General features: G+C 70.8%; 14 protein-coding genes and 1 pseudogene. 7 read left to right on the forward strand and 8 right to left on the reverse strand.

The genetic code is table 11. The annotated features are described in order from the left end of the window. Window positions 1–101: 101 nt before the first annotated feature. The 5 genes and pseudogenes from mmsA to iolC all read right to left on the reverse strand — a co-directional run bounded on the left by mmsA (window position 102) and on the right by iolC (window position 5,964). On the reverse strand, window positions 102–1,604 hold the full coding sequence (gene mmsA, locus ACWIHT_RS34540) for a CoA-acylating methylmalonate-semialdehyde dehydrogenase (RefSeq protein ID WP_456172245.1): 1,503 nt from the start codon (window positions 1,602–1,604) through the stop codon (window positions 102–104). A gap of 14 nt (window positions 1,605–1,618) precedes the next feature. Then, window positions 1,619–3,547, reverse strand: a complete 1,929-nt coding sequence (gene iolD, locus ACWIHT_RS34545; protein WP_456172246.1) for a 3D-(3,5/4)-trihydroxycyclohexane-1,2-dione acylhydrolase (decyclizing) — start codon at window positions 3,545–3,547, stop codon at window positions 1,619–1,621. A gap of 137 nt (window positions 3,548–3,684) precedes the next feature. Continuing rightward, window positions 3,685–4,005, reverse strand: a pseudogene (locus ACWIHT_RS34550) (hypothetical protein); the annotation flags it as partial. Beyond that, window positions 3,950–4,819 carry a Cgl0159 family (beta/alpha)8-fold protein gene (locus ACWIHT_RS34555; protein WP_456172264.1) on the reverse strand — a complete coding sequence of 290 codons (870 nt, stop codon included), beginning with the start codon at window positions 4,817–4,819 and terminating at the stop codon, window positions 3,950–3,952. The gene ACWIHT_RS34555 and the pseudogene ACWIHT_RS34550, both read right to left, overlap by 56 nt. A 194-nt stretch (window positions 4,820–5,013) precedes the next feature. Then, window positions 5,014–5,964, reverse strand: a complete 951-nt coding sequence (gene iolC / locus ACWIHT_RS34560; RefSeq protein ID WP_456172265.1) for a 5-dehydro-2-deoxygluconokinase — start codon at window positions 5,962–5,964, stop codon at window positions 5,014–5,016. A gap of 160 nt (window positions 5,965–6,124) precedes the next feature. Between iolC and ACWIHT_RS34565 the strand changes: the two genes are divergently transcribed. The 3 genes from ACWIHT_RS34565 (at window position 6,125) to ACWIHT_RS34575 (ending at window position 8,479) form a co-directional block, all read left to right on the forward strand. After that, window positions 6,125–7,072: a helix-turn-helix domain-containing protein gene (locus tag ACWIHT_RS34565; protein ID WP_456172247.1), complete on the forward strand. Its 948-nt coding sequence runs from the start codon at window positions 6,125–6,127 to the stop codon at window positions 7,070–7,072. 451 nt (window positions 7,073–7,523) lie between these two features. Next, window positions 7,524–7,724, forward strand: coding sequence for a helix-turn-helix transcriptional regulator (locus ACWIHT_RS34570; protein WP_200711938.1), 201 nt, complete (start codon window positions 7,524–7,526; stop codon window positions 7,722–7,724). Between the two features lie 191 nt (window positions 7,725–7,915). Continuing rightward, complete coding sequence (locus ACWIHT_RS34575; protein WP_456172248.1) at window positions 7,916–8,479, forward strand: GNAT family N-acetyltransferase; 564 nt, start codon at window positions 7,916–7,918, stop codon at window positions 8,477–8,479. On the opposite strand, the gene ACWIHT_RS34580 is transcribed toward ACWIHT_RS34575, so the two are convergent. Both ACWIHT_RS34580 and ACWIHT_RS34585 read right to left on the reverse strand, forming a co-directional pair. Next, the gene (locus ACWIHT_RS34580; RefSeq protein ID WP_456172249.1) at window positions 8,460–9,503 is read right to left on the reverse strand and encodes a zinc-dependent alcohol dehydrogenase family protein; all 1,044 of its coding nucleotides are present in this window, start codon (window positions 9,501–9,503) and stop codon (window positions 8,460–8,462) included. The genes ACWIHT_RS34575 and ACWIHT_RS34580 overlap by 20 nt on opposite strands. Continuing rightward, window positions 9,472–11,763 carry an MMPL family transporter gene (locus tag ACWIHT_RS34585; RefSeq protein ID WP_456172250.1) on the reverse strand — a complete coding sequence of 764 codons (2,292 nt, stop codon included), beginning with the start codon at window positions 11,761–11,763 and terminating at the stop codon, window positions 9,472–9,474. The genes ACWIHT_RS34580 and ACWIHT_RS34585 overlap by 32 nt, the downstream gene beginning before the upstream one ends. A gap of 170 nt (window positions 11,764–11,933) precedes the next feature. Here ACWIHT_RS34585 and ACWIHT_RS34590 point away from each other — a divergent pair, with 170 nt between their 5' ends. Next, the gene (locus ACWIHT_RS34590) at window positions 11,934–12,599 is read left to right on the forward strand and encodes a TetR family transcriptional regulator (protein ID WP_456172251.1); all 666 of its coding nucleotides are present in this window, start codon (window positions 11,934–11,936) and stop codon (window positions 12,597–12,599) included. Here the strand turns inward: ACWIHT_RS34590 and ACWIHT_RS34595 are convergent. Continuing rightward, entirely contained in the window at window positions 12,577–13,791 is a 1,215-nt protein-coding gene (locus ACWIHT_RS34595; protein WP_456172252.1) for a cation:proton antiporter, read from the reverse strand. The two genes, ACWIHT_RS34590 and ACWIHT_RS34595, sit on opposite strands and share 23 nt — an antisense overlap. Window positions 13,792–13,852: 61 nt before the next feature. Here ACWIHT_RS34595 and ACWIHT_RS34600 point away from each other — a divergent pair, with 61 nt between their 5' ends. The 3 genes from ACWIHT_RS34600 (at window position 13,853) to ACWIHT_RS34610 (ending at window position 17,487) form a co-directional block, all read left to right on the forward strand. Then, complete coding sequence (locus ACWIHT_RS34600; protein ID WP_456172253.1) at window positions 13,853–14,803, forward strand: PrsW family intramembrane metalloprotease; 951 nt, start codon at window positions 13,853–13,855, stop codon at window positions 14,801–14,803. An 83-nt stretch (window positions 14,804–14,886) separates the two neighbouring features. Next, window positions 14,887–15,126 (forward strand): heavy-metal-associated domain-containing protein, encoded by a 240-nt coding sequence (locus tag ACWIHT_RS34605; RefSeq protein WP_456172254.1) that lies wholly within the window; start codon window positions 14,887–14,889, stop codon window positions 15,124–15,126. Between the two features lie 96 nt (window positions 15,127–15,222). Then, on the forward strand, window positions 15,223–17,487 hold the full coding sequence (locus tag ACWIHT_RS34610; protein ID WP_456172255.1) for a heavy metal translocating P-type ATPase: 2,265 nt from the start codon (window positions 15,223–15,225) through the stop codon (window positions 17,485–17,487). Window positions 17,488–18,230: the final 743 nt, after the last annotated feature.

Genomic DNA, 18,230 nt, shown 5'->3' on the forward strand with positions numbered 1-18,230 from the left:
GCGGCCCCGGTTCGGGTTCCTACGGTTACCGCAGTCGTCGTAGCGAAAAAATGGGGCCGTCCGCGATACGGACGGCCCCATTCAGCGCTGCCGAAGACTGCTCAGTGGTTGCGCGGGAACCCGAGGTCGACGCCGGTCGGGGCATCGGCCGGGTCGGGCCAGCGGGTGGTGACGACCTTGCCTCGGGTGTAGAAGTGCGTGCCGTCGTTGCCGTAGATGTGGTGGTCCCCGAAGAGGGAGTCCTTCCAGCCGCCGAACGAGTGGTAGCCCACCGGGACCGGGATCGGGACGTTGACGCCGACCATGCCGGCCTCGATCTCCAGCTGGAAGCGGCGGGCCGCGCCGCCGTCCCGGGTGAAGATCGCGGTGCCGTTGCCGAACGGGGAGCTGTTGATCAGCGCCACGCCCTCGTCGTACGTGTCGACGCGCAGGACGCAGAGGACCGGGCCGAAGATCTCGTCCGTGTAGGCCTTCGCCGACGTCGGCACCTTGTCGAGGAGGGAGATGCCGATCCAGTGGCCGTCCTCGAAGCCCTCGACCGTGTAGCCGGTGCCGTCGAGGACCACTTCGGCGCCTTCCGCCGCCGCGCCCGTCACGTAGGACGCGACCTTGTCGCGGTGCACGGCGGTGATCAGCGGGCCCATCTCGCTCGCCGGGTCGTTGCCGGGGCCGATCTTGATCTTCTCGGCGCGCTCGCGGATCTTCTCGACCAGCTCGTCACCGATCGAACCGACCGCGACCACGGCCGAGATGGCCATGCAGCGCTCGCCCGCCGAGCCGTAGGCGGCGGACACGGCCGCGTCGGCCGCCGCGTCGAGGTCGGCGTCCGGGAGGACCAGCATGTGGTTCTTGGCGCCGCCCAGGGCCTGGACGCGCTTGTGGTTCGCGGAGGCCGTGGTGTGGATGTAGCGGGCGATCGGGGTCGAGCCGACGAAGGAGACCGCCTTGACGTCCGGGTGCTCAAGGAGGCGGTCCACGGCCACCTTGTCGCCGTGTACGACGTTGAAGACGCCGTCCGGGAGGCCCGCTTCCGCCAGCAGTTCGGCGATCTTCAGGGACGCCGACGGGTCCTTCTCGGACGGCTTGAGGACGAAGGTGTTGCCGGTCGCGATGGCGATCGGGAACATCCACATCGGCACCATGGCGGGGAAGTTGAACGGCGTGATGCCGGCCACGACACCCAGCGGCTGGCGGATCGACGCCACGTCGACGCGGCTGGCGACCTCGGTCGACAGTTCGCCCTTGAGCTGAACGGTGATCCCGCACGCCAGGTCGACGATCTCCAGGCCACGCGCGACCTCGCCCAGCGCGTCGCTGTGCACCTTGCCGTGCTCGGCGGTGATCAGCTCGGCGATGGCGTCCCGGTTGGCCTCAAGCAGCGCCCGGAACTTGAAGAGGATCGTGGTCCGCTTGGCGAGCGAGGAGGTGCCCCAGGTCGCGTACGCGTCCTTGGCGGCGGCGACGGCCGCGTCGACCTCCTCGACCGACGCGAACGCGACCTTCGTGGTGACCGCGCCGGTCGCCGGGTCGGTGACCGGCCCGTAGTTCCCCGACGCGCCTTCGACGGTCTTGCCGCCGATCCAGTGGTTGACGATCTTCGTCATGCCCAGTTGCTCCTTCACAGATGGCGGCGTCGGGTGGTGACGTGCCGTTCGTACAGCTCTCGCGCCTTGACCGCGGACGATCGGGCCGCGGTCTCGGCCACAGGAACATCCCACCAGGCCTGCGCCGGAGGCGCGCCCGACACAGTGTCTGCGGTTTCGGTCTCCACGTAGACACAAGTGGGAGTGTCCGCGGCCCGCGCCTCGGCAAGCGCCGTACGCAGGTCACGGACGGTCTTCGCGCGCAGCACGCGCATGCCGAGGCTGGCCGCGTTGGCGGCGAGGTCGACGGGCAGCGGGGCGCCGGTGTAGGTGCCGTCGTCGGCCCGGTGGCGGTACGCGGTGCCGAACCGCTCGGCGCCCACCGACTCCGACAGGCCGCCTATGGACGCGTACCCGTGGTTCTGTATCAGCAGCACCTTGATCGCGATGCCCTCCTGTACGGCGGTCACGATCTCCGTCGGCATCATCAGGTAGGTGCCGTCGCCGACCAGCGCCCACACCGGCCGGTCCGGCGCGGCCAGCTTCACGCCGATCGCGGCCGGGATCTCGTAGCCCATGCAGGAGTAGCCGTACTCCAGGTGGTACTGGTCGAACGACCGCGTCCGCCACAGCTTGTGCAGATCGCCGGGGAGCGAGCCCGCCGCGTTGATGAGGATGTCCGACGCGTCGACGATCTCGTCGAGTGCGCCCAGGACTTGGGGCTGGGTGGGGCGTACGTCGGGCTCGTCGGCCTCGTAGCAGGCGTCGACGCGCTGCTCCCAACGCTCCTTGTCCTCGCGGTACTCGGCGATGTACGACGCGTCGACCCGGTGGCCGTGGCGGCCCAACTCCCTTGCCAGCGCGGCCAGTCCGCCGCGGGCGTCGGCGATCAGCGGCTGTCCGGCGAGCTTGTGGCCGTCGTACGGGGCGATGTTGAGGTTGAGGAAGCGGACGCCGGGGCGTTCGAAGAGGGTGTGGGAGGCGGTGGTGAAGTCGGTGTAGCGGGTGCCGACGCCGATCACCAGGTCGGCCAGGCGGGCGAGTTCGTCGGCGGTGGCGGTGCCGGTGTGGCCGATGCCGCCGACGTCCTGCGGGTGGTCGTGGTTCAGGGAGCCCTTGCCGGCCTGGGTGGAGGCGACCGGGATGCCGGTGGCGGCGGCGAATTCGGCGAGGGCCGCCTCGGCGCGGCTGTGGTGGACTCCGCCGCCCGCGACGACGAGCGGCCTGCGCGCTTCGCGAACCGCCCTTACCGCTTCGGCGAGTTCGGCCGGGTCGGCGGCCGGTCGCCTTACGTACCAGACGCGTTCGGCGAAGAACTCCTCCGGCCAGTCGTACGCCTCGACCTGAACGTCCTGCGGGAGAGCCAGAGTTACGGCCCCGGTCTCGACCGGGTCGGCGAGGACGCGCATGGCGTTCAGTGCGGCCGGGATCAGCGCCTCCGGGCGGGTGATCCGGTCGAAGTACCTCGACACCGGGCGCAGACAGTCGTTGACCGACACATCGCCCGCGTAAGGGACTTCGAGCTGCTGGAGCACTGGATCCGCGGGGCGGGTGGCGAAGATGTCGCCCGGGAGGAGCAGGACCGGGAGGTGGTTGATCGTGGCGAGCGCGGCGCCGGTGACGAGGTTGGTGGCACCGGGGCCGATGGAGGTCGTGACGGCGTGCGCGGACAGCCGGTTCGACTGCCGCGCGTAGCCAACTGCCGCGTGCACCATGGACTGTTCGTTACGGCCCTGGTGGTACGGCATGACCGGCGTCGCGGGGGTTGTCTCCCCCGGTGTCTCTCCGCCGGGCACGGTGGCGTACTCGATGAGCGCCTGGCCGAGCCCGGCCACGTTGCCGTGGCCGAAGATGCCCCAGGTCGCACTGATCAACCGCCGCCGTACGCCGTCGCGTTCGGTGTACTGGGCGGACAGGAAGCGTACGAGCGCCTGTGCGACCGTGAGCCTCGTCGTTGAGGTCATCGGTGTTCCTCCGTGTGTTCCGGGTGCAAGCTGATCCGCCACTCCGGTACGGCTCCGCGACCCCGTCCGACTCGATGTCCGAGGCCGGGAACCTCAGTGCGCATGCTCCAACACGCAGGGTGATCAGTCGTGTTGGAGACCTCCGGCGCGGGGCCGTAGCGAGCGGGGAGTCGTCGCTCGCACTTCGCTCCTGCCAGGGCGAAGCGGCCTCCCGCGCCGGAGGCGTTCAGTGTCCGGGCGAACATGCTTTCCCCGCCCGGGAGTTGGACCTTCCGGTCCGCGAGTTGGACCTTTGAGTCCGCAACAGGCTGGACCTTTTGGTCCGCAATTCGCACGGTACATCCACCGCCGATCGGAACCACGATCCGCTGCCCGTCACCGGCGGCCGTCATAAGCCGGCCCTCACAGCAGACCCACGGCGGTGTCGACGGCGGCGGCCACATCTCCGTCCGGCGGATAGAGCAGTGAACGGCCGACCACCAGACCCCGCACGGTGGGAAGTTGGAGGGCGCCGCGCCACTTCTCGTAGGCGCCGTCCTGGTCGTCACCGACCTCGCCGCCGAGGAGCACGGCGGGGAGGGTGGAGGTCTCCATGACCTGGCCCATGTCGTCCGGGTTCTCGGTGACCGGGAGCTTGAGCCAGGTGTAGGCCGAAGTGCCGCCCAGGCCCGAGGAGATGGCGATGGACTTGATGACGGCCTCGGCGCTCAGATCGTTCTTCAGCTTGCCCTCGTCCGTGCGGCGGCTGATGAACGGCTCGACGAACAACGGGAGTCGGCGCGCGGCCATGTCGTCGATGGCGCGGGCGGTGGACTCCAGGGTGGTGAGGGAGCCCGGGTCGTCGTAGTCGATGCGCAGCAGCAGTTTGCCCGCGTCGAAGCGGAGCCGCTCGATGTCCTCGGCGCGGTGGCCGGTGAAGCGGTCGTCGAGTTCGAAGCGGGCGCCCTGGAGACCGCCGCGGTTCATCGAGCCCATGACGACCTTGCCGTCGAGGGCACCGAGGAGGAGCAGGTCGTCCAGGATGTCGGCGGTCGCGAGGACACCGTCGACGCCGGGCCGGGACAGCGCGAGGCAGAGGCGTTCGAGGAGTTCGGCACGGTTGGCCATGGCGAACTTGTGCTCGCCCACGCCGAGCGCGCCGCGGGCCGGGTGGTCGGCGGCGACGATCATCAGTCGGCCGGCGTCGTCGAGGAGGGGGCGCCGGACGCGGCGCGCGGCGGCCTCGGCTATCGCCTCGGGGTGGCGGGCGCGGACGCGGACGAGTTCGGAGATGTCGACGCGGGGGCCGGGGGCGGCGGCCACACCTGTGCCGTGGCCCGCCTCATGGCCCGTGTCGTGACCAGTGAGCCCGTCGTCGCCCTCGTGGTCCACATGCGCGTGCGTCACGCCGTCCCCGTCCCGGTCCCTGTTGCCGCCCCCGTCCCCGCCCTCGCGCTCGTGCTCGGCGCCCGCCACTCGGCCGGCCCTCACAGGACCGCTCCGGCCGCGATCGCACCCTCGACCTCGGCGACCGTGGGCATCGCGGACGAGCACTCCAGGCGCGAGGCGACGATCGCCCCGGCCGCGTTGGCGTGCCGCATGATCTTCTCCAGGTCCCAGCCGGCCAGCAGGCCGTGGCAGAGCGAGCCGCCGAAGGCGTCACCGGCGCCGAGTCCGTTGAGGACGTTCACGGGCAGCGGGGGCACCTCGGCCGACTCGCCGTCCCGGTTGACCGCGAGGACGCCCTTGGGGCCCTGCTTGACGACGGCGAGTTCGACACCGGCGTCCAGCAGCGCGCGGGCGGCGGCGTGCGGCTCGCGCACTCCGGTGGCGACCTCCACCTCGTCGAGGTTGCCGACCGCGACGGTGGTGTGGCGCAGGGCCTCCTCGTAGAACGGGCGGGCCTCGCTCGGGTCCTTCCAGAACATCGGCCGCCAGTCGAGGTCGAAGACCGTCGTACCGGACTTGGCGCGGTGCGCGAGCGCCGCGAGCGTCGCCGTACGGCTGGGCTCCTCGCTCAGGCCCGTGCCGGTGATCCAGAAGATCCGGGCCTCGTGGATCGCGTCCAGGTCGAGCTCGTGGGCGTCGATCTCCAGGTCCGGGGCCTTGGGCTGCCGGTAGAAGTACAACGGGAAGTCGTCCGGCGGGAAGATCTCGCAGAAGGTGACCGGGGTGGGGTGGTCGGCCACCGGGGTGACCCAGCGGTCGTCGACGCCGAAGTCGCGCAGCGCCTCGTGCAGGTAGGTGCCGAAGGGGTCGTCGCCGGTGCGCGAGACCAGGGCGACCTCGCGGCCCAGCCGGGCGGCGGCGACGGCGACGTTCGCCGCGGAGCCGCCGAGGAACTTCCCGAAGGTCGTCACCTGGGGCAGCGGCACGCCCGTCTGCAACGGATAGAGGTCCACCCCTAGCCGCCCCATGGTGATCAGGTCGTACGCCATCGACTTCCCCTTCATTTCGGCTCTCCACGGTTTGTAGTCCCGGGGGCCGAGCCCTGTCAATGTTTTGTCCAGACATTCGGACGAGACGGGCGTGGGGCCGCATATCGATACAGCCCCGCGCCCCTGTCGGGGCGCTGTACGACCGTAGGACGATGAGTGGATGTCTGCTATCCGTGTCGGGCATGGCCCCGACGGGTCCTGGGAGACCGCGCTGGGAGTGCCGCATCCCCGGCTCCGCCCCGGGGTGATCAGTTATCGCGGGATACGGCTCGCCCTGTCCCGGCCGAGGGCTCGACTGGAGGCGCCCATCGGGGCCGCGACGCTGCTCCTCGGGTTCGAGGGGGCTGTCCGGATTTCGCGGGTGGGGCGGGAATCGGCCACGCTCGGGTCCTTGTTCTGCGGTCCTACGACCACCGCCGCGCTCGGTGAGCACAGTGGGCGGCTCGCGGGGGTCGAGGTGCTGTTGATGCCGTGGGCCGCGTTCACGCTGTTCGGTACGGCTCAGCACGAACTCGCCGACCGGGTCGTGGACCCCGACGAACTCCCGCACGCCCTCGGCTCCCGCTGGACCGGCATCGGCGAACTGGCCGCGGCGCTGGCCGCGTTGCCGACCTGGACCGCCCGGTTCGAGCTGCTGGACGAGGTGTTCACCCGCTGGTCGGCGGCCGGTACGCCGAGTTCGGCGCGGGTGGAGCGGGCCTGGTCGGAGCTGGTGCGGAACTGGGGCGCGGTGCCGGTGCCCCGGCTCGCCGACGAAGTGGGCTGGAGCGTACGGCAGTTGGAGAACCGTTTCCGGGAGCAGATCGGACTCGGCCCCAAGGCGGCGGCCCGGGTACTGCGACTCCAGCGCGCCCGGCGGCTCCTCGCGGCCGGGCGCAGCCAGGCGGAGACGGCGGCGGTCTGCGGTTTCTACGACCAGGCGCATCTGAGCGGTGAGTTCAGGGCGATGACGGGGTGCACTCCGGGCCAGTTCATGGTGGGCCGGGTGAGTCCGCCGGTGGCACAGCCCGGGATGCCGGCCGGGGACCGGATGACGGGCGAGGCGACGAGTCTGCTGGTCGCTCCCGGCCGGAGTGCGGATTTCTCCAAGACCGGCCGGGCGCGTTGATGCAGGCTGACCACCTGGCCGGTTGATCCCCGGGGACGCGCAGGCCTCCGGGGACCGGCCGGTCCGGGGGTACAGGGGATACCCCCCCGGGGGGCGGGGAAGCCGGTGGGCCGGGCCCGGCGCAGCGGGTCCGGCCCACCTTGCCGCGTCCCCACTTTTCAGCCAGGTCTCAGCCCACCTCGTGCAGGTCTCAGCCCGCCTCGGGCAGGTGTCAACGCGCCGCGCCCACGCGCCCGCGTGCGCCTTTGCGTCACCTGTGTCACAAAAGCCCCCCTCATGTCACACATGTCGCGTGTACGCGGGTCTTGCGTCACACCCGGTCCACAGGCGCTTCCCGTTCCTCACTCTGTGTCGTTGACCGGGCACAGGCTTTGTGATCGCCAGCGCAGCGCACGGCTCCCCCGACGGCCGCCCCCGGCCGCCGCCGCGGCGCGCGCAGGGAGGTGCACTGATGACCGACCGACGGCTCTGGTCGTACAAGGAAATCGCGGCCCACATCCGGGTCCAGCCCGACACCGTCCGCTCCTACCGCAAGCACGGCCTGCTGCCCCCGCCCGACCACGTGGAGAGCGGCAAGCCCTACTGGTACGCCGACACGGTCCGGGCCTGGGTGGCCGCCCGGCCGGGCAACCGGGGACGCAGGGAGGACTGACCCGAGCCGACGGGTCGACGCGGTACCGGGACCGGGTGTCCGTCCGGTGCCGCGTCGGTCACCCCGGCCACCCCAGTCACTCCGGCCGCCCCGACCACCCTGACCACCCTGACCGCGTCCGCGTCCGCGTCCGCGTCCGCGAGCGGTCAATTCGGTTGCCCTCACTGCCGACCGGCGCCGAGGATCCCCGGATGAACCTCTCCGTCAAACCCGTGCTCATCGGCGAGAAGACCGTCCTCCGCCCGTTCACCGAGTCCGACGCCGACGACATCTGGCGGTTGATCCAGGACCCGGAGGTCGTCCGCTTCACCTTCGAGCCGTCGACCGAACTGACGCCGGAGCGGCTGCGCTCCTGGTACGCGACCCGGGCCGACCAGCCCGACCGCCTCGACCTCGCCGTCACCGACCCCGCCACGGGTGAACTCCTCGGCGAGGTCGTCCTCCACGAGTGGGATCCCACCGCCCGCAGCTGCACCTTCCGCACTCTCCTCGGCCCTCGGGGCCGAGGCCGGGGCATCGGCACGGAGGCGACCCGCCTGATCGTCGGCCACGCCTTCGAGCAACTCGGCCTGCACCGGATCCAGTTGGAGGTCTACGGCAACAACCACCGGGCCCGGCGGGTGTACGAGAAGGTCGGGTTCGTGGTCGAAGGCGTGCGGCGCGAGGCCCGATTGCGGGACGGGGAGTGGGTGGACGACGTGCTCATGGCGATCCTCGACCACGAGTGGGCCGCACTCACCGCCACGGCTCGATGACCGTCACCCCCGCTCCCGGTGCCGTGCCCATCGCCGCGAGGGCTGCCGGGGTTTCGGCCAGGGTGATCGTGGACGTGGTCAGGAGGTCGGGGCGGAGTACTCCCGACCGGACCAGCTCCAGCATGGGCGGGTAGGTGTGGGCCGCCATGCCGTGGCTGCCCAGCAGTTCGAGTTCCAGGCCGATCGCGCGGGCCATCGGGACCGGGGTCGTACCGGAGGGAGAGGGGAGCAGGCCCACCTGGATGTGGCGGCCCCGGCGGCGCAGGCCGTTCACCGAGGCGGCGCAGGTCGCCGGTGAGCCCAGGGCGTCCAGGGAGAGGTGGGCGCCGCCGCCCGTCAGTTCGCGGATCGCGGCCGCCGTGTCCGGGGTACTCGCGCCGTCCACGCACTCCGCCGCCCCGAACTTCCTTGCCAGGTCCAGTGCCTGGGGCGAGATGTCGACGGCGACGACACGGGCGCCCGAGGCCGCCGCGATCATCACCGCCGACAGGCCGACCCCGCCGCAGCCGTGCACCGCGACCCACTCCCCCGCGGCGACCCGGCCGCGCTGCACCACCGCGCGGAACGCCGTCGCGAACCGGCAGCCGAGCGAGGCCGCCGTCGCGAAGGACATTCCGTCGGGGATCGCGACCAGGTTCACGTCGGCGTGGTCCAGCGCCACGTACTGGGCGAAGGAGCCCCAGTGTGTGAAGCCGGGCTGGGTCTGGCGCGCGCAGACCTGCTGGTCGCCGGCCGCGCATGCCTCGCAGGTTCCGCAGGCGCACACGAACGGGACGGTGACTCGGTCGCCGGGGTGCCAGTTGGTCACCCTGGTGCCTACCGACTCGATGACACCGGCGAGTTCGTGGCCCGGTACGTGAGGGAGCGTGATGTCGGGGTCGTGGCCCTGCCAGCCGTGCCAGTCGCTTCGGCACAGGCCGGTGGCCTCGACCCGGACTGTCACTCCGTGGGGTGCGGGGTGAGGGTCGGGGACGTCTCGTACCTCGGCGGGGTCACCGTATTGCTCGTACACCACCGCTTTCATTCAGGCTCCCATCGCCGTTTTCGTCTGCGGGTTCGTCGTGGCTGGTCGCGCCCCGCGGCGGAGCCGCAGATCGATACAGCCCCGCGCCTCTAAGGGAGTTCTCTCCTCCCTCACTTACACCGAACCGGTCGTGGAAGCGGCGCAACGGACCCGGTGCCCACCAAGTCGCCGTCCCCGTCAGTCTCATCACCGCCGGGACCAGCAGACTCCGGACGATCATCGCGTCCATCAGGACCGCCAGCGCGATGCCCAGGCCCAGCATCTTGGTGTTGGTCACCCTGGACGTGCCGATCGCGACCATCACCACCGCCAGGATCACCGCCGCCGCCGTGATGAGGCCACCCGTGCGCTGGAGGCCGTGGCGGACCGCCTCGTTGTGGTCGCCTGTGCGGTCGTACTCCTCCTTGATGCGGGAGAGCAGGAACACGCCGTAGTCCATGGAGAGTCCGAAGGCCACGCAGAACATGAGGACCGGCAGGGTCGTCTCTATGGAGCCGGTGCTGGTGAAGCCGAGGAGGCCGGAGAGGTGGCCGTCCTGGAAGACCCAGACGACCGCGCCGAACATCGCGGTGAGGCTGAGCGCGTTGAGCAGGACCGCCTGGAGGGGGATCACCACGCTGCCGGTCAGGAGGAAGACCAGGAGCAGGGTGACCACGGCGATGAGGCCGGCCGCCCAGGGCAGGCGGCTCGCTATCGCGTGCTTGGAGTCGACCAGGACGGCCGCCGTGCCGGTCACCTCGGTGGTGAAGGGGGCGTCCGTGGCGCGCAGGTCGCCGACCAGGCGCTGGGCCGTGGTGTCGACCGCCTCGCCCTTGGGGAGCACCGTGAAGTACGCCGAGTCGCCCCGCACCACGGGTCCGTCCACCCGTACCACCTCGGGCAGTTGGGCGATCCTCGTCTTGTACGCGGTGTACTGAGCCGGTGTCGCCGATCCCTCGGCGAGTACTTCGAGGGTGCCGCCGGGGTTGCCCGGGAAGCCGTCGCGGATGTGCTGCTGCACGACGTGGGCCTCGGCGCCCGAGGGCAGTTGGCGGTCGTCCGCGGTGCCGAACTTGACGCCCAGGAAGGGCAGCCCGAGGAGGACGAGGACCGCTGTGGTGGCGAGGGCGAAGAAGGGGGCCCTGCGCATCACGAGGGTCGCCAGGCGGGCCCAGCCCGTGCCCTCCTCGCCGGAGCCGGCGGTCCGCGCGGGCCTGCCTCGGCGGAACAGGCGCCGTAGATCGAGGGAGTTGACCCGGTGGCCGAGCAGGAGCAGGGCCGCGGGGAGGAGGATCAGGGCGGCTGCCGCCGCCAGGAGCACCACGGCGATGCCCGCGTAGGCGAAGGAGCGCAGGAAGTACATCGGGAAGACGAGCATCGCGGCCAGGGAGACCGCGACGGTGAGGGCGGAGAAGAGCACCGTGCGGCCGGCCGTGCGCAGGGTGGTGGCGATGGCGGGCAACGGCTCGGCGCCGGTGGACAGTTCCTCGCGGAAGCGGCGGACGATGAACAGGGCGTAGTCGATGGCCAGTCCGAGGCCCAGGGCAGTGGTGAGGTTCAGCGCGAAGACCGAGACGTCGGTGAACTCCGTGAGGCCGCGCAGCACCGCGTTCGTCCCGAGGATCGCGACGATGCCGATGCCGAGCGGGAGCAGAGCCGCGATCGCGGAGCCGAAGACCATCACCAGCAGGAGGAGGGTCACCGGCAGGGCGATCATCTCGGCGCGGGCGAGGTCCTCCTTGATGGTCGTCTGCATCTCGTGGCGCACGGCGACGATTCCGCCGACCTTGACCTTCACCGGGCCGTGGGTGCCACGGAGGGCGGGCGCGATGCGGTCGAGGGTGTCGGTCGTCGTCTTCTCGTCGCCCGTGAGGTGGGCGGCGATCAGCGCCTCGTGTCCGTCCTTAGCGCGCAGGGCGGGTGACTTGGTCCCCCAGTAGGAGCCGACGCCTGTGACGCCCCGCTCGCCGGTCAGCCGGGCGGTGAGGCGGGCGGCCTCGGCGGCTATCGCCGGGTCGTCCACCGAGGCGCTGCCGGAGTCGACGAGGAGCAGGAGGTTGGGCTGGGAGGCCGGGAACTCGCGCTCCAGTGCCTTGGTCGCGTACGTCGACTGGGCCGTCGGGTCCTCCCAGCCGCCGCTGCCCAGCCGGTCGGCGACCCCACTGCCCGCCACCACGGCGAGTGCGGTGAGCACCAGGGCCACGAGCAGCGACAGCCGGGGGCGGGCGGTCACGAAACGTGTCCACCCTCCGAGGCTCGGCGGGCTGTTGACTTCGGTCATCGTGCGGTGCTCCCCTTCACCATGACCCGTGCCTCCGCGCAGGCAGGTGGCAGGGGTCGGCATCGCAATAGAATGGGAAACACGAGAGACCGCTCGCGTTTCGCCGGAGCACCAGAATGCGAGTGACCGCTCGCGTTTGTCAACGCCGTTCGGAGAGCTGGGGATAACTCGTGTCCGTGGACCAGGAGAAGGCCGGCCCCCGCCGCCAGGCCCGCGGCGAGCGCCGCATCGCCCAGCTGCTGGAAGCCGCCGCCAACGTCTTCTGCACGACGGGCTACACGGCCTCCAGCACCAACGCCATCGCCCGCGAGGCCGGTGTCTCACCGGGCACGCTCTACCAGTTCTTCCCGAACAAGGAAGCGATCGCGATCGAGCTGGGCGACCGGCTCATCCACCAGATGCGGGAGACCACCGGCGAGGCGCTCGCCGCGGTCGACCCGGCGACCCCGCTGGAGGAGGCGATCGGCACCCTCGTCGACCGTTTCACCGCCTTCAGCTGCCAGCACCCGGTGTTCTTCGCCCTGATGCACGGCCCGGACATCCCCGGCCGGCTCACCGAGGAGCACGACGCGCTGCACGCGCACCTGCTCGGCCAGGTCGAGGCACTCATCGCGGCGTTCCTGCCGGGCGCCCCCGCGGCCGACGTCACCCGTACCGCGCACCTGTGCCTGGGCCTCTACAAGGCCGGTCTGGAACTGGTCCTCTCCCACGAGGGCGACGAACGCGACGCGTACGTACGGGAGTTGAAGAACGTCCTGATCCGCTATCTGGAACCGCTGCTCGCCGAGTACCGGGACCGGGCCACCGCGGACCTCACCACGACTCGGACCCCCTGACGGCTCCCTCCCCGCGCCCCTCTTCCCCGCGCACCCGCTCGCCCCGCAACCGCAGCGCGACCAGCGGAAACACCAGCACCGACACCATCGCCGCGCCGACCAGCGCCGCCGCGTCCGCCGTCTTCAGGACCTTGTCGTCGACCCCGATGGTGGTGATGGCGACGACCAGGGGCAGCGCGGTGGCGGCGAGGAGGGTGAGGGCGCGCCGGTCGCGTCGTACGAGATCGCGCGGGGCGAGGACGTACACCGGAAGGCCTCGTACGACGAGGAACAGCGCCAGGAACACCGGGAGGAGCAGCAGGGCGTGGCCCCCGGACAGCAGGGCGTCGAGGTCGAACTCGATGCCGGTGACCACGAAGAACACCGGCACCAGGAAACCGAAGCCCATCGCCTCGACCTTCTCCAGGACCGAACCCGCGCTCTCCGGGGCCGCGCCGTGCAGCACCAGACGGGTGATCAGTCCGGCGGCGAAGGCCCCGAGGAGGGTGTCCAGGCCGAGCGCCTGGGAGATGCCGAGCATCACCGCCAGGAGGAGCACCACGAGCCGTACGGCGAACTGGCCGCTGCTGTGCAGGGTCTTGGCGATGACGCGGGAGAACCACGGCGGGCGCGGGCGCAGCGCCCACCACACCGCGCCCGCCGTGAGGAGCGCGAACGCGGCCAGCAGAGCCGTAGAGCGGCCGGGCGCCCGCCCGCTGAGCAGCAGGGCCATGGCGATGACCGGCCCGAACTCCCCCACCGCGCCGAACGCCAGCATCACGGACCCGAACCGCGAGCGCAGGTCCCCGGCGTCGCGCAGTACCGGCAGGACGGTGCCGAGGGCGGTGCTGGTGAGGGCCGTACCGACGTAGACGCCCTTGGACCAGCCGGCGAGGAGGGTGGCCAGGGCGAGGCCGAGCGCGAGGGAGACCAGCCACGCGCGTACCGACCGTTTCAGTGTGTCGCCGCGGATCCGGTCGAACTCGATCTCGTACCCGGCGAGAAAGATCAGCATCGTCAGACCGAGGTCGGACAGGGTGTCGATCACCTGTCCGTCGCCCGCCCAGCCGAGTACGTCGGGCCCTACGAGGATGCCGAGCAGGATCTCGAAGATGACCAGCGGGACCGGGAGCCAGCGGCCGATCCCGTAGGCCAGCAGGGGTGCCAGTACGGCGATGGCCATGATCAGGACGAGCGTCCCGGACTGCGACATGAGGCGTATCTACCATAAAGTGCCGGTAAATCTGCCCTGTAGGAGTACGAGGGGATTTGCCGTGACCTACTCTCCGCCGCCCGGCGCGCCCCGGGCCCGTATCCCCGGGCCGCAGCAGCCGCCGCCGACGTACCCCCAGATCCGTACCGGTCTGTGGAAGCAGTGCCTGGGCGGCGGGCTGGCGCTGTGGGCGCTGACCGCGCTGGTCACGTACGCGACGCGGAACACCACCCTGCTGCCGACGCTGATCCTGCTCGGCAGCTTCCTGGTGCCGGTGACCTTCGTCCTGTGGGCGTACGAGCGGCACGGGCGCGACCTGGGCGTCAGCGTGATCCTCGGCTGCTTCCTGACCGGCGGCACGCTCGGGGTACTGGGCGCCTCGGTGATGGAGTACTACCTGCTGCATCCCTCCCTGGGGATGTTCGTCGGCGTCGGGCTGATCGAGGAGGCCGCGAAGCTCGGGGCGCTGATGTTCGTGCTGCGCCGACAGCCGCGGCTGCACGGGATCCGCGCGGGTCTTGTGCTCGGTGCGACGGTCGGCTTCGGGTTCGCGGCCCTGGAGAGCGCCGGGTACGCCTTCAACGCGGCCGTCTCCACCAAGGGCATCGATCTGCGGGCGCTCCTGGAGACCGAGATCCTGCGCGGGGTCCTGGCCCCCTTCGGGCACGGCCTGTGGACGGCGGTCGCGGGTGCGGTCCTGCTCTCCTACCGGCAGCTGAACGGCCGCTTCCGCTTCACCGGTTCCGTCGTCGGAACGTATCTCGGCGTCTCGGTGCTGCACGCCCTGTGGGACTCGACGCACGGCATCGCGATCTGGCTGGTGGCCCGGCTGTCGGGCGCGGGCCTGGACCGGCGCCTGTTCGCCCAGGGGTACATCCCCCGGCCGACCGACCAGCAGGAGCACCTCTTCACGATGTTCTCGGTGGGCGGAATGGCGCTCGTGGCACTGCTCGGCATCGGCTGGGTGCGGTCGCTGGCCCGCCGCGATCCCTCTTGGAGAAATACCCCCTAGGGGTATACCCTGGAGTCCAGAGCAAGCCACCGTGGGCCACTCCGACCCCAGCTGCCTCCACACGCCTCCACGAGGAGAACGACATGAGCGCCCAGACCGACACCCAGGGTTCCGTCACCACCGTCTTCAAGGTGAGCGGGATGAGCTGCGGACACTGCGAGGGCTCCGTCTCCGGCGAGATCTCCGAGCTGCCCGGCGTCAGCTCGGTGAAGGCCGTCGCGTCGACCGGCGAGGTCACCGTCACCTCCACCGCCCCGCTCGACGCCGAGGCCGTCCGCGCGGCCGTCGACGAGGCGGGCTTCGAGCTCGTCGGCCAGGCCTGATCGGCTACGGCCGCACACTTCGTGTTCTCCGACCGGGCCGTGCCGACCAGCTGATACTGGCTCCGCGCGGTCCGGTCCGATGTCTGGAGTCCGGACATGACCAGCACCACCGCGATCGGTACCACCACAGACACACCCATAGCCGCGGCCCCCGAAGCGGCCGAGGTCGAGCTGCTCATCGGCGGGATGACCTGCGCCTCCTGCGCGGCCCGTGTCGAGAAGAAGCTCAACCGCATGGACGGCGTCAGCGCCACCGTCAACTACGCGACGGAGAAGGCGAAAGTCAGCTACCCGGCGGGCATCCAGGTCGCCGACCTCATCGCGACCGTGGTGAAGACCGGGTACACCGCGGAGGAACCCGCGCCCCCGGAGCCGGAGTTGGAAACCCCGGCCCGTGACACCGACCCCGAACTCGCCTCCCTGCGCGAACGGTTGACCGTCTCGGCAGTCCTCGCGCTGCCCGTCGTCCTCCTCTCGATGGTCCCGGCCCTCCAGTTCGACAACTGGCAGTGGCTCGCGCTCACTCTGGCCGCGCCGGTCGTCGTCTGGGGCGGACTCCCGTTCCACAAGGCCGCGTTCACCAACGCCCGGCACGGCGCGGCCACCATGGACACCCTCGTCTCGGTCGGCACGCTGGCCGCGTTCGGCTGGTCGCTGTGGGCGCTGTTCTGGGGCGACGCGGGCATGGCCGGCATGCACGACGAGTTCCGCCTCACCGTCTCGCGCACGGACGGCGCCTCGACGATCTACCTCGAAGTGGCCGCCGGAGTCGTCGCGTTGATCCTGCTGGGCCGCTATCTGGAGGCCCGCTCCAAGCGGCGGGCGGGCGCGGCCCTGCGCGCGCTGTTCGAACTGGGTGCCAAAGAGGTGGCAGTTCTGCGGGACAGCCGTGAAGTACGGCTCCCGGTCGGCGAGTTGACGGTCGGGGACCGTTTCGTCGTACGGCCCGGGGAGAAGATCGCGACCGACGGCACCGTCGTCGAGGGCGTCTCCGCGGTCGACGCGTCGATGCTGACCGGCGAGTCGGTACCGGTGGACGTGGCACCGGGTGACACGGTCACCGGCGCGACGGTCAACGCCGGCGGGCGACTGGTCGTAGCGGCGAGCCGGGTCGGTTCGGACACCCAACTCGCGCGTATGGCACGGCTGGTGGAGGACGCGCAGAACGGCAAGGCCGAGGTGCAGCGGCTCGCGGACCGGATCTCCGGGATCTTCGTGCCGGTGGTGCTGCTGATCGCGCTCGGCACGTTCGGGACATGGCTCGCGGTCACCGGCGACACGGCCGCCGCGTTCACCGCGGCCGTCGCCGTACTGATCATCGCCTGCCCGTGCGCGCTGGGCCTCGCCACCCCGACCGCCCTCATGGTCGGCACCGGCCGCGGCGCCCAACTGGGCATCCTGATCAAGGGCCCCGAGGTCCTGGAGTCCACCCGCCGCGTCGACACCGTCGTCCTCGACAAGACCGGCACGATCACCACCGGCCGCATGACCCTCCAGGAGGTCTACGTCGCCGAAGGCACCGACGAGAGCCAGTTGCTGCGGCTCGCGGGCGCCCTGGAGCACGCCTCCGAGCACCCCGTCGCGCGGGCGGTGGCGGCGGGCGCGGAGGAGCGCGTCGGCACACTTCCGCCCGTCGAGCACTTCGAGAACGTGCCCGGCCGTGGCGTACGCGGGCGCGTGGAGGGCCGTGAGGTGGCCGTGGGGCGCCTCTACGACACCCTCCCCGAGGAGTTGACCCGAGCCGCCTCCGAGGCCGAGAGCCGCGGTCGTACGGCCGTGGTGGTCGGCTGGGACGGAGTGGCGCGCGGGGTCGTCGCGGTCGCCGACGCGGTCAAGGAGACCAGCGCCGAGGCCGTACGCGAGCTGCGGGCCCTCGGGCTCACCCCGGTGCTGCTGACCGGCGACAACCGCGCGGTGGCGGAAGCGGTGGCGGAAGCGGTCGGCATCTCCCCCGGGGACGTCATCGCCGAGGTACTGCCCGAGGACAAGGTCGACGTCGTACGACGGCTCCAGGGCGAGGGGCGGACCGTCGCGATGGTGGGCGACGGGGTCAACGACGCCGCCGCGCTCGCCACCGCCGACCTGGGGCTCGCGATGGGCACCGGGACGGACGCGGCGATCGAGGCGAGCGATCTGACGCTGGTGCGCGGGGATCTACGGGTGGCCGCGGACGCGATCCGGCTGTCCCGGAGGACGCTCGGCACCATCAAGGGCAACCTCGTATGGGCTTTTGGATACAATGTCGCGGCGCTTCCGCTGGCCGCCGCGGGCATGCTGAACCCCATGATCGCGGGGGCCGCGATGGCCTTCTCCTCGGTGTTCGTGGTCACCAACAGCCTGCGACTTAGGACATTTCGCTGAAGTCCCGCAAAGTTACCGGGAGTTACGGGGAGTTGAAGTAAGAGTCCCTCTAGAGACCGACGACGGCCTCACATAAGCTCTTCACAAGCCTCGTGCATCATCCTTACGCTGGGGTCCCGACCGCGACATCGGGGCTCTTGCGCATCTAACGGACATATGCAAGAGACGCAGATCACAGTGATGTGAACGTAACCATCGAAGGGGTTCGAAGGTCTAAGTTGACGATGTCAGCAAGCGTCTTGGGGGGCGCGAGCTGGCATCTGAGGATGTCTTGGGGGACTTCCTCAGAGATGCGTTGCCGGGACACGTACACCGGGGAGCTTTGAGCGGCCCTCCCGTCGTGCGGTGTCCCGGCAGATCGCACACATCACTGGCTCCACCCAGTAGTACGAGGAGTTTTGCTCGTTCTGCTCAGTTCAACGAAGCTCAGTTTCATCGAGCTTCGGCACGACAGCGATTCAGGCGCTGGTTCTCACAGGCGCCCGGCCGGATCCCGTGGGGGGAATCCGCACCGGGACATGGGAAGGCGCCCTGTACGCCGGCCCGTGGGGGGACCGTCGGCAGGGCGCCTTCTTCCCACCTCTTTTTAAGGCTCGGTTCGCCTCCGGGGCGCAAAAGTCGTTGTCGAGAGGCCGACCGTGCTCGACCCTGCGGGCCTCCGCGCGCTCGGGTCGAAGGCACACAGTGCCGCGTCCATGCCGTCCAGCAGGGCGGCCAGCAGATCGGACCCACCGGGCCCCTCG

It is taken from the genome of Streptomyces sp. NPDC002276, assembly GCF_053891435.1.

Excerpts from the sequence above, each read along its gene's own strand:
- mmsA (WP_456172245.1), bottom strand. The coding sequence starts at position 1,604 with ATGACGAAGATCGTCAACCACTGGATCGGCGGCAAGACCGTCGAAGGC.
- iolD (WP_456172246.1), bottom strand. The coding sequence starts at position 3,547 with ATGACCTCAACGACGAGGCTCACGGTCGCACAGGCGCTCGTACGCTTC.
- iolC (WP_456172265.1), bottom strand. The coding sequence starts at position 5,964 with ATGGCGTACGACCTGATCACCATGGGGCGGCTAGGGGTGGACCTCTAT.
- ACWIHT_RS34565 (WP_456172247.1), top strand. The coding sequence starts at position 6,125 with ATGTCTGCTATCCGTGTCGGGCATGGCCCCGACGGGTCCTGGGAGACC.
- ACWIHT_RS34570 (WP_200711938.1), top strand. The coding sequence starts at position 7,524 with ATGACCGACCGACGGCTCTGGTCGTACAAGGAAATCGCGGCCCACATC.
- ACWIHT_RS34575 (WP_456172248.1), top strand. The coding sequence starts at position 7,916 with ATGAACCTCTCCGTCAAACCCGTGCTCATCGGCGAGAAGACCGTCCTC.
- ACWIHT_RS34580 (WP_456172249.1), bottom strand. The coding sequence starts at position 9,503 with ATGAAAGCGGTGGTGTACGAGCAATACGGTGACCCCGCCGAGGTACGA.
- ACWIHT_RS34585 (WP_456172250.1), bottom strand. The coding sequence starts at position 11,763 with ATGACCGAAGTCAACAGCCCGCCGAGCCTCGGAGGGTGGACACGTTTC.
- ACWIHT_RS34595 (WP_456172252.1), bottom strand. The coding sequence starts at position 13,791 with ATGTCGCAGTCCGGGACGCTCGTCCTGATCATGGCCATCGCCGTACTG.
- ACWIHT_RS34605 (WP_456172254.1), top strand. The coding sequence starts at position 14,887 with ATGAGCGCCCAGACCGACACCCAGGGTTCCGTCACCACCGTCTTCAAG.
- ACWIHT_RS34610 (WP_456172255.1), top strand. The coding sequence starts at position 15,223 with ATGACCAGCACCACCGCGATCGGTACCACCACAGACACACCCATAGCC.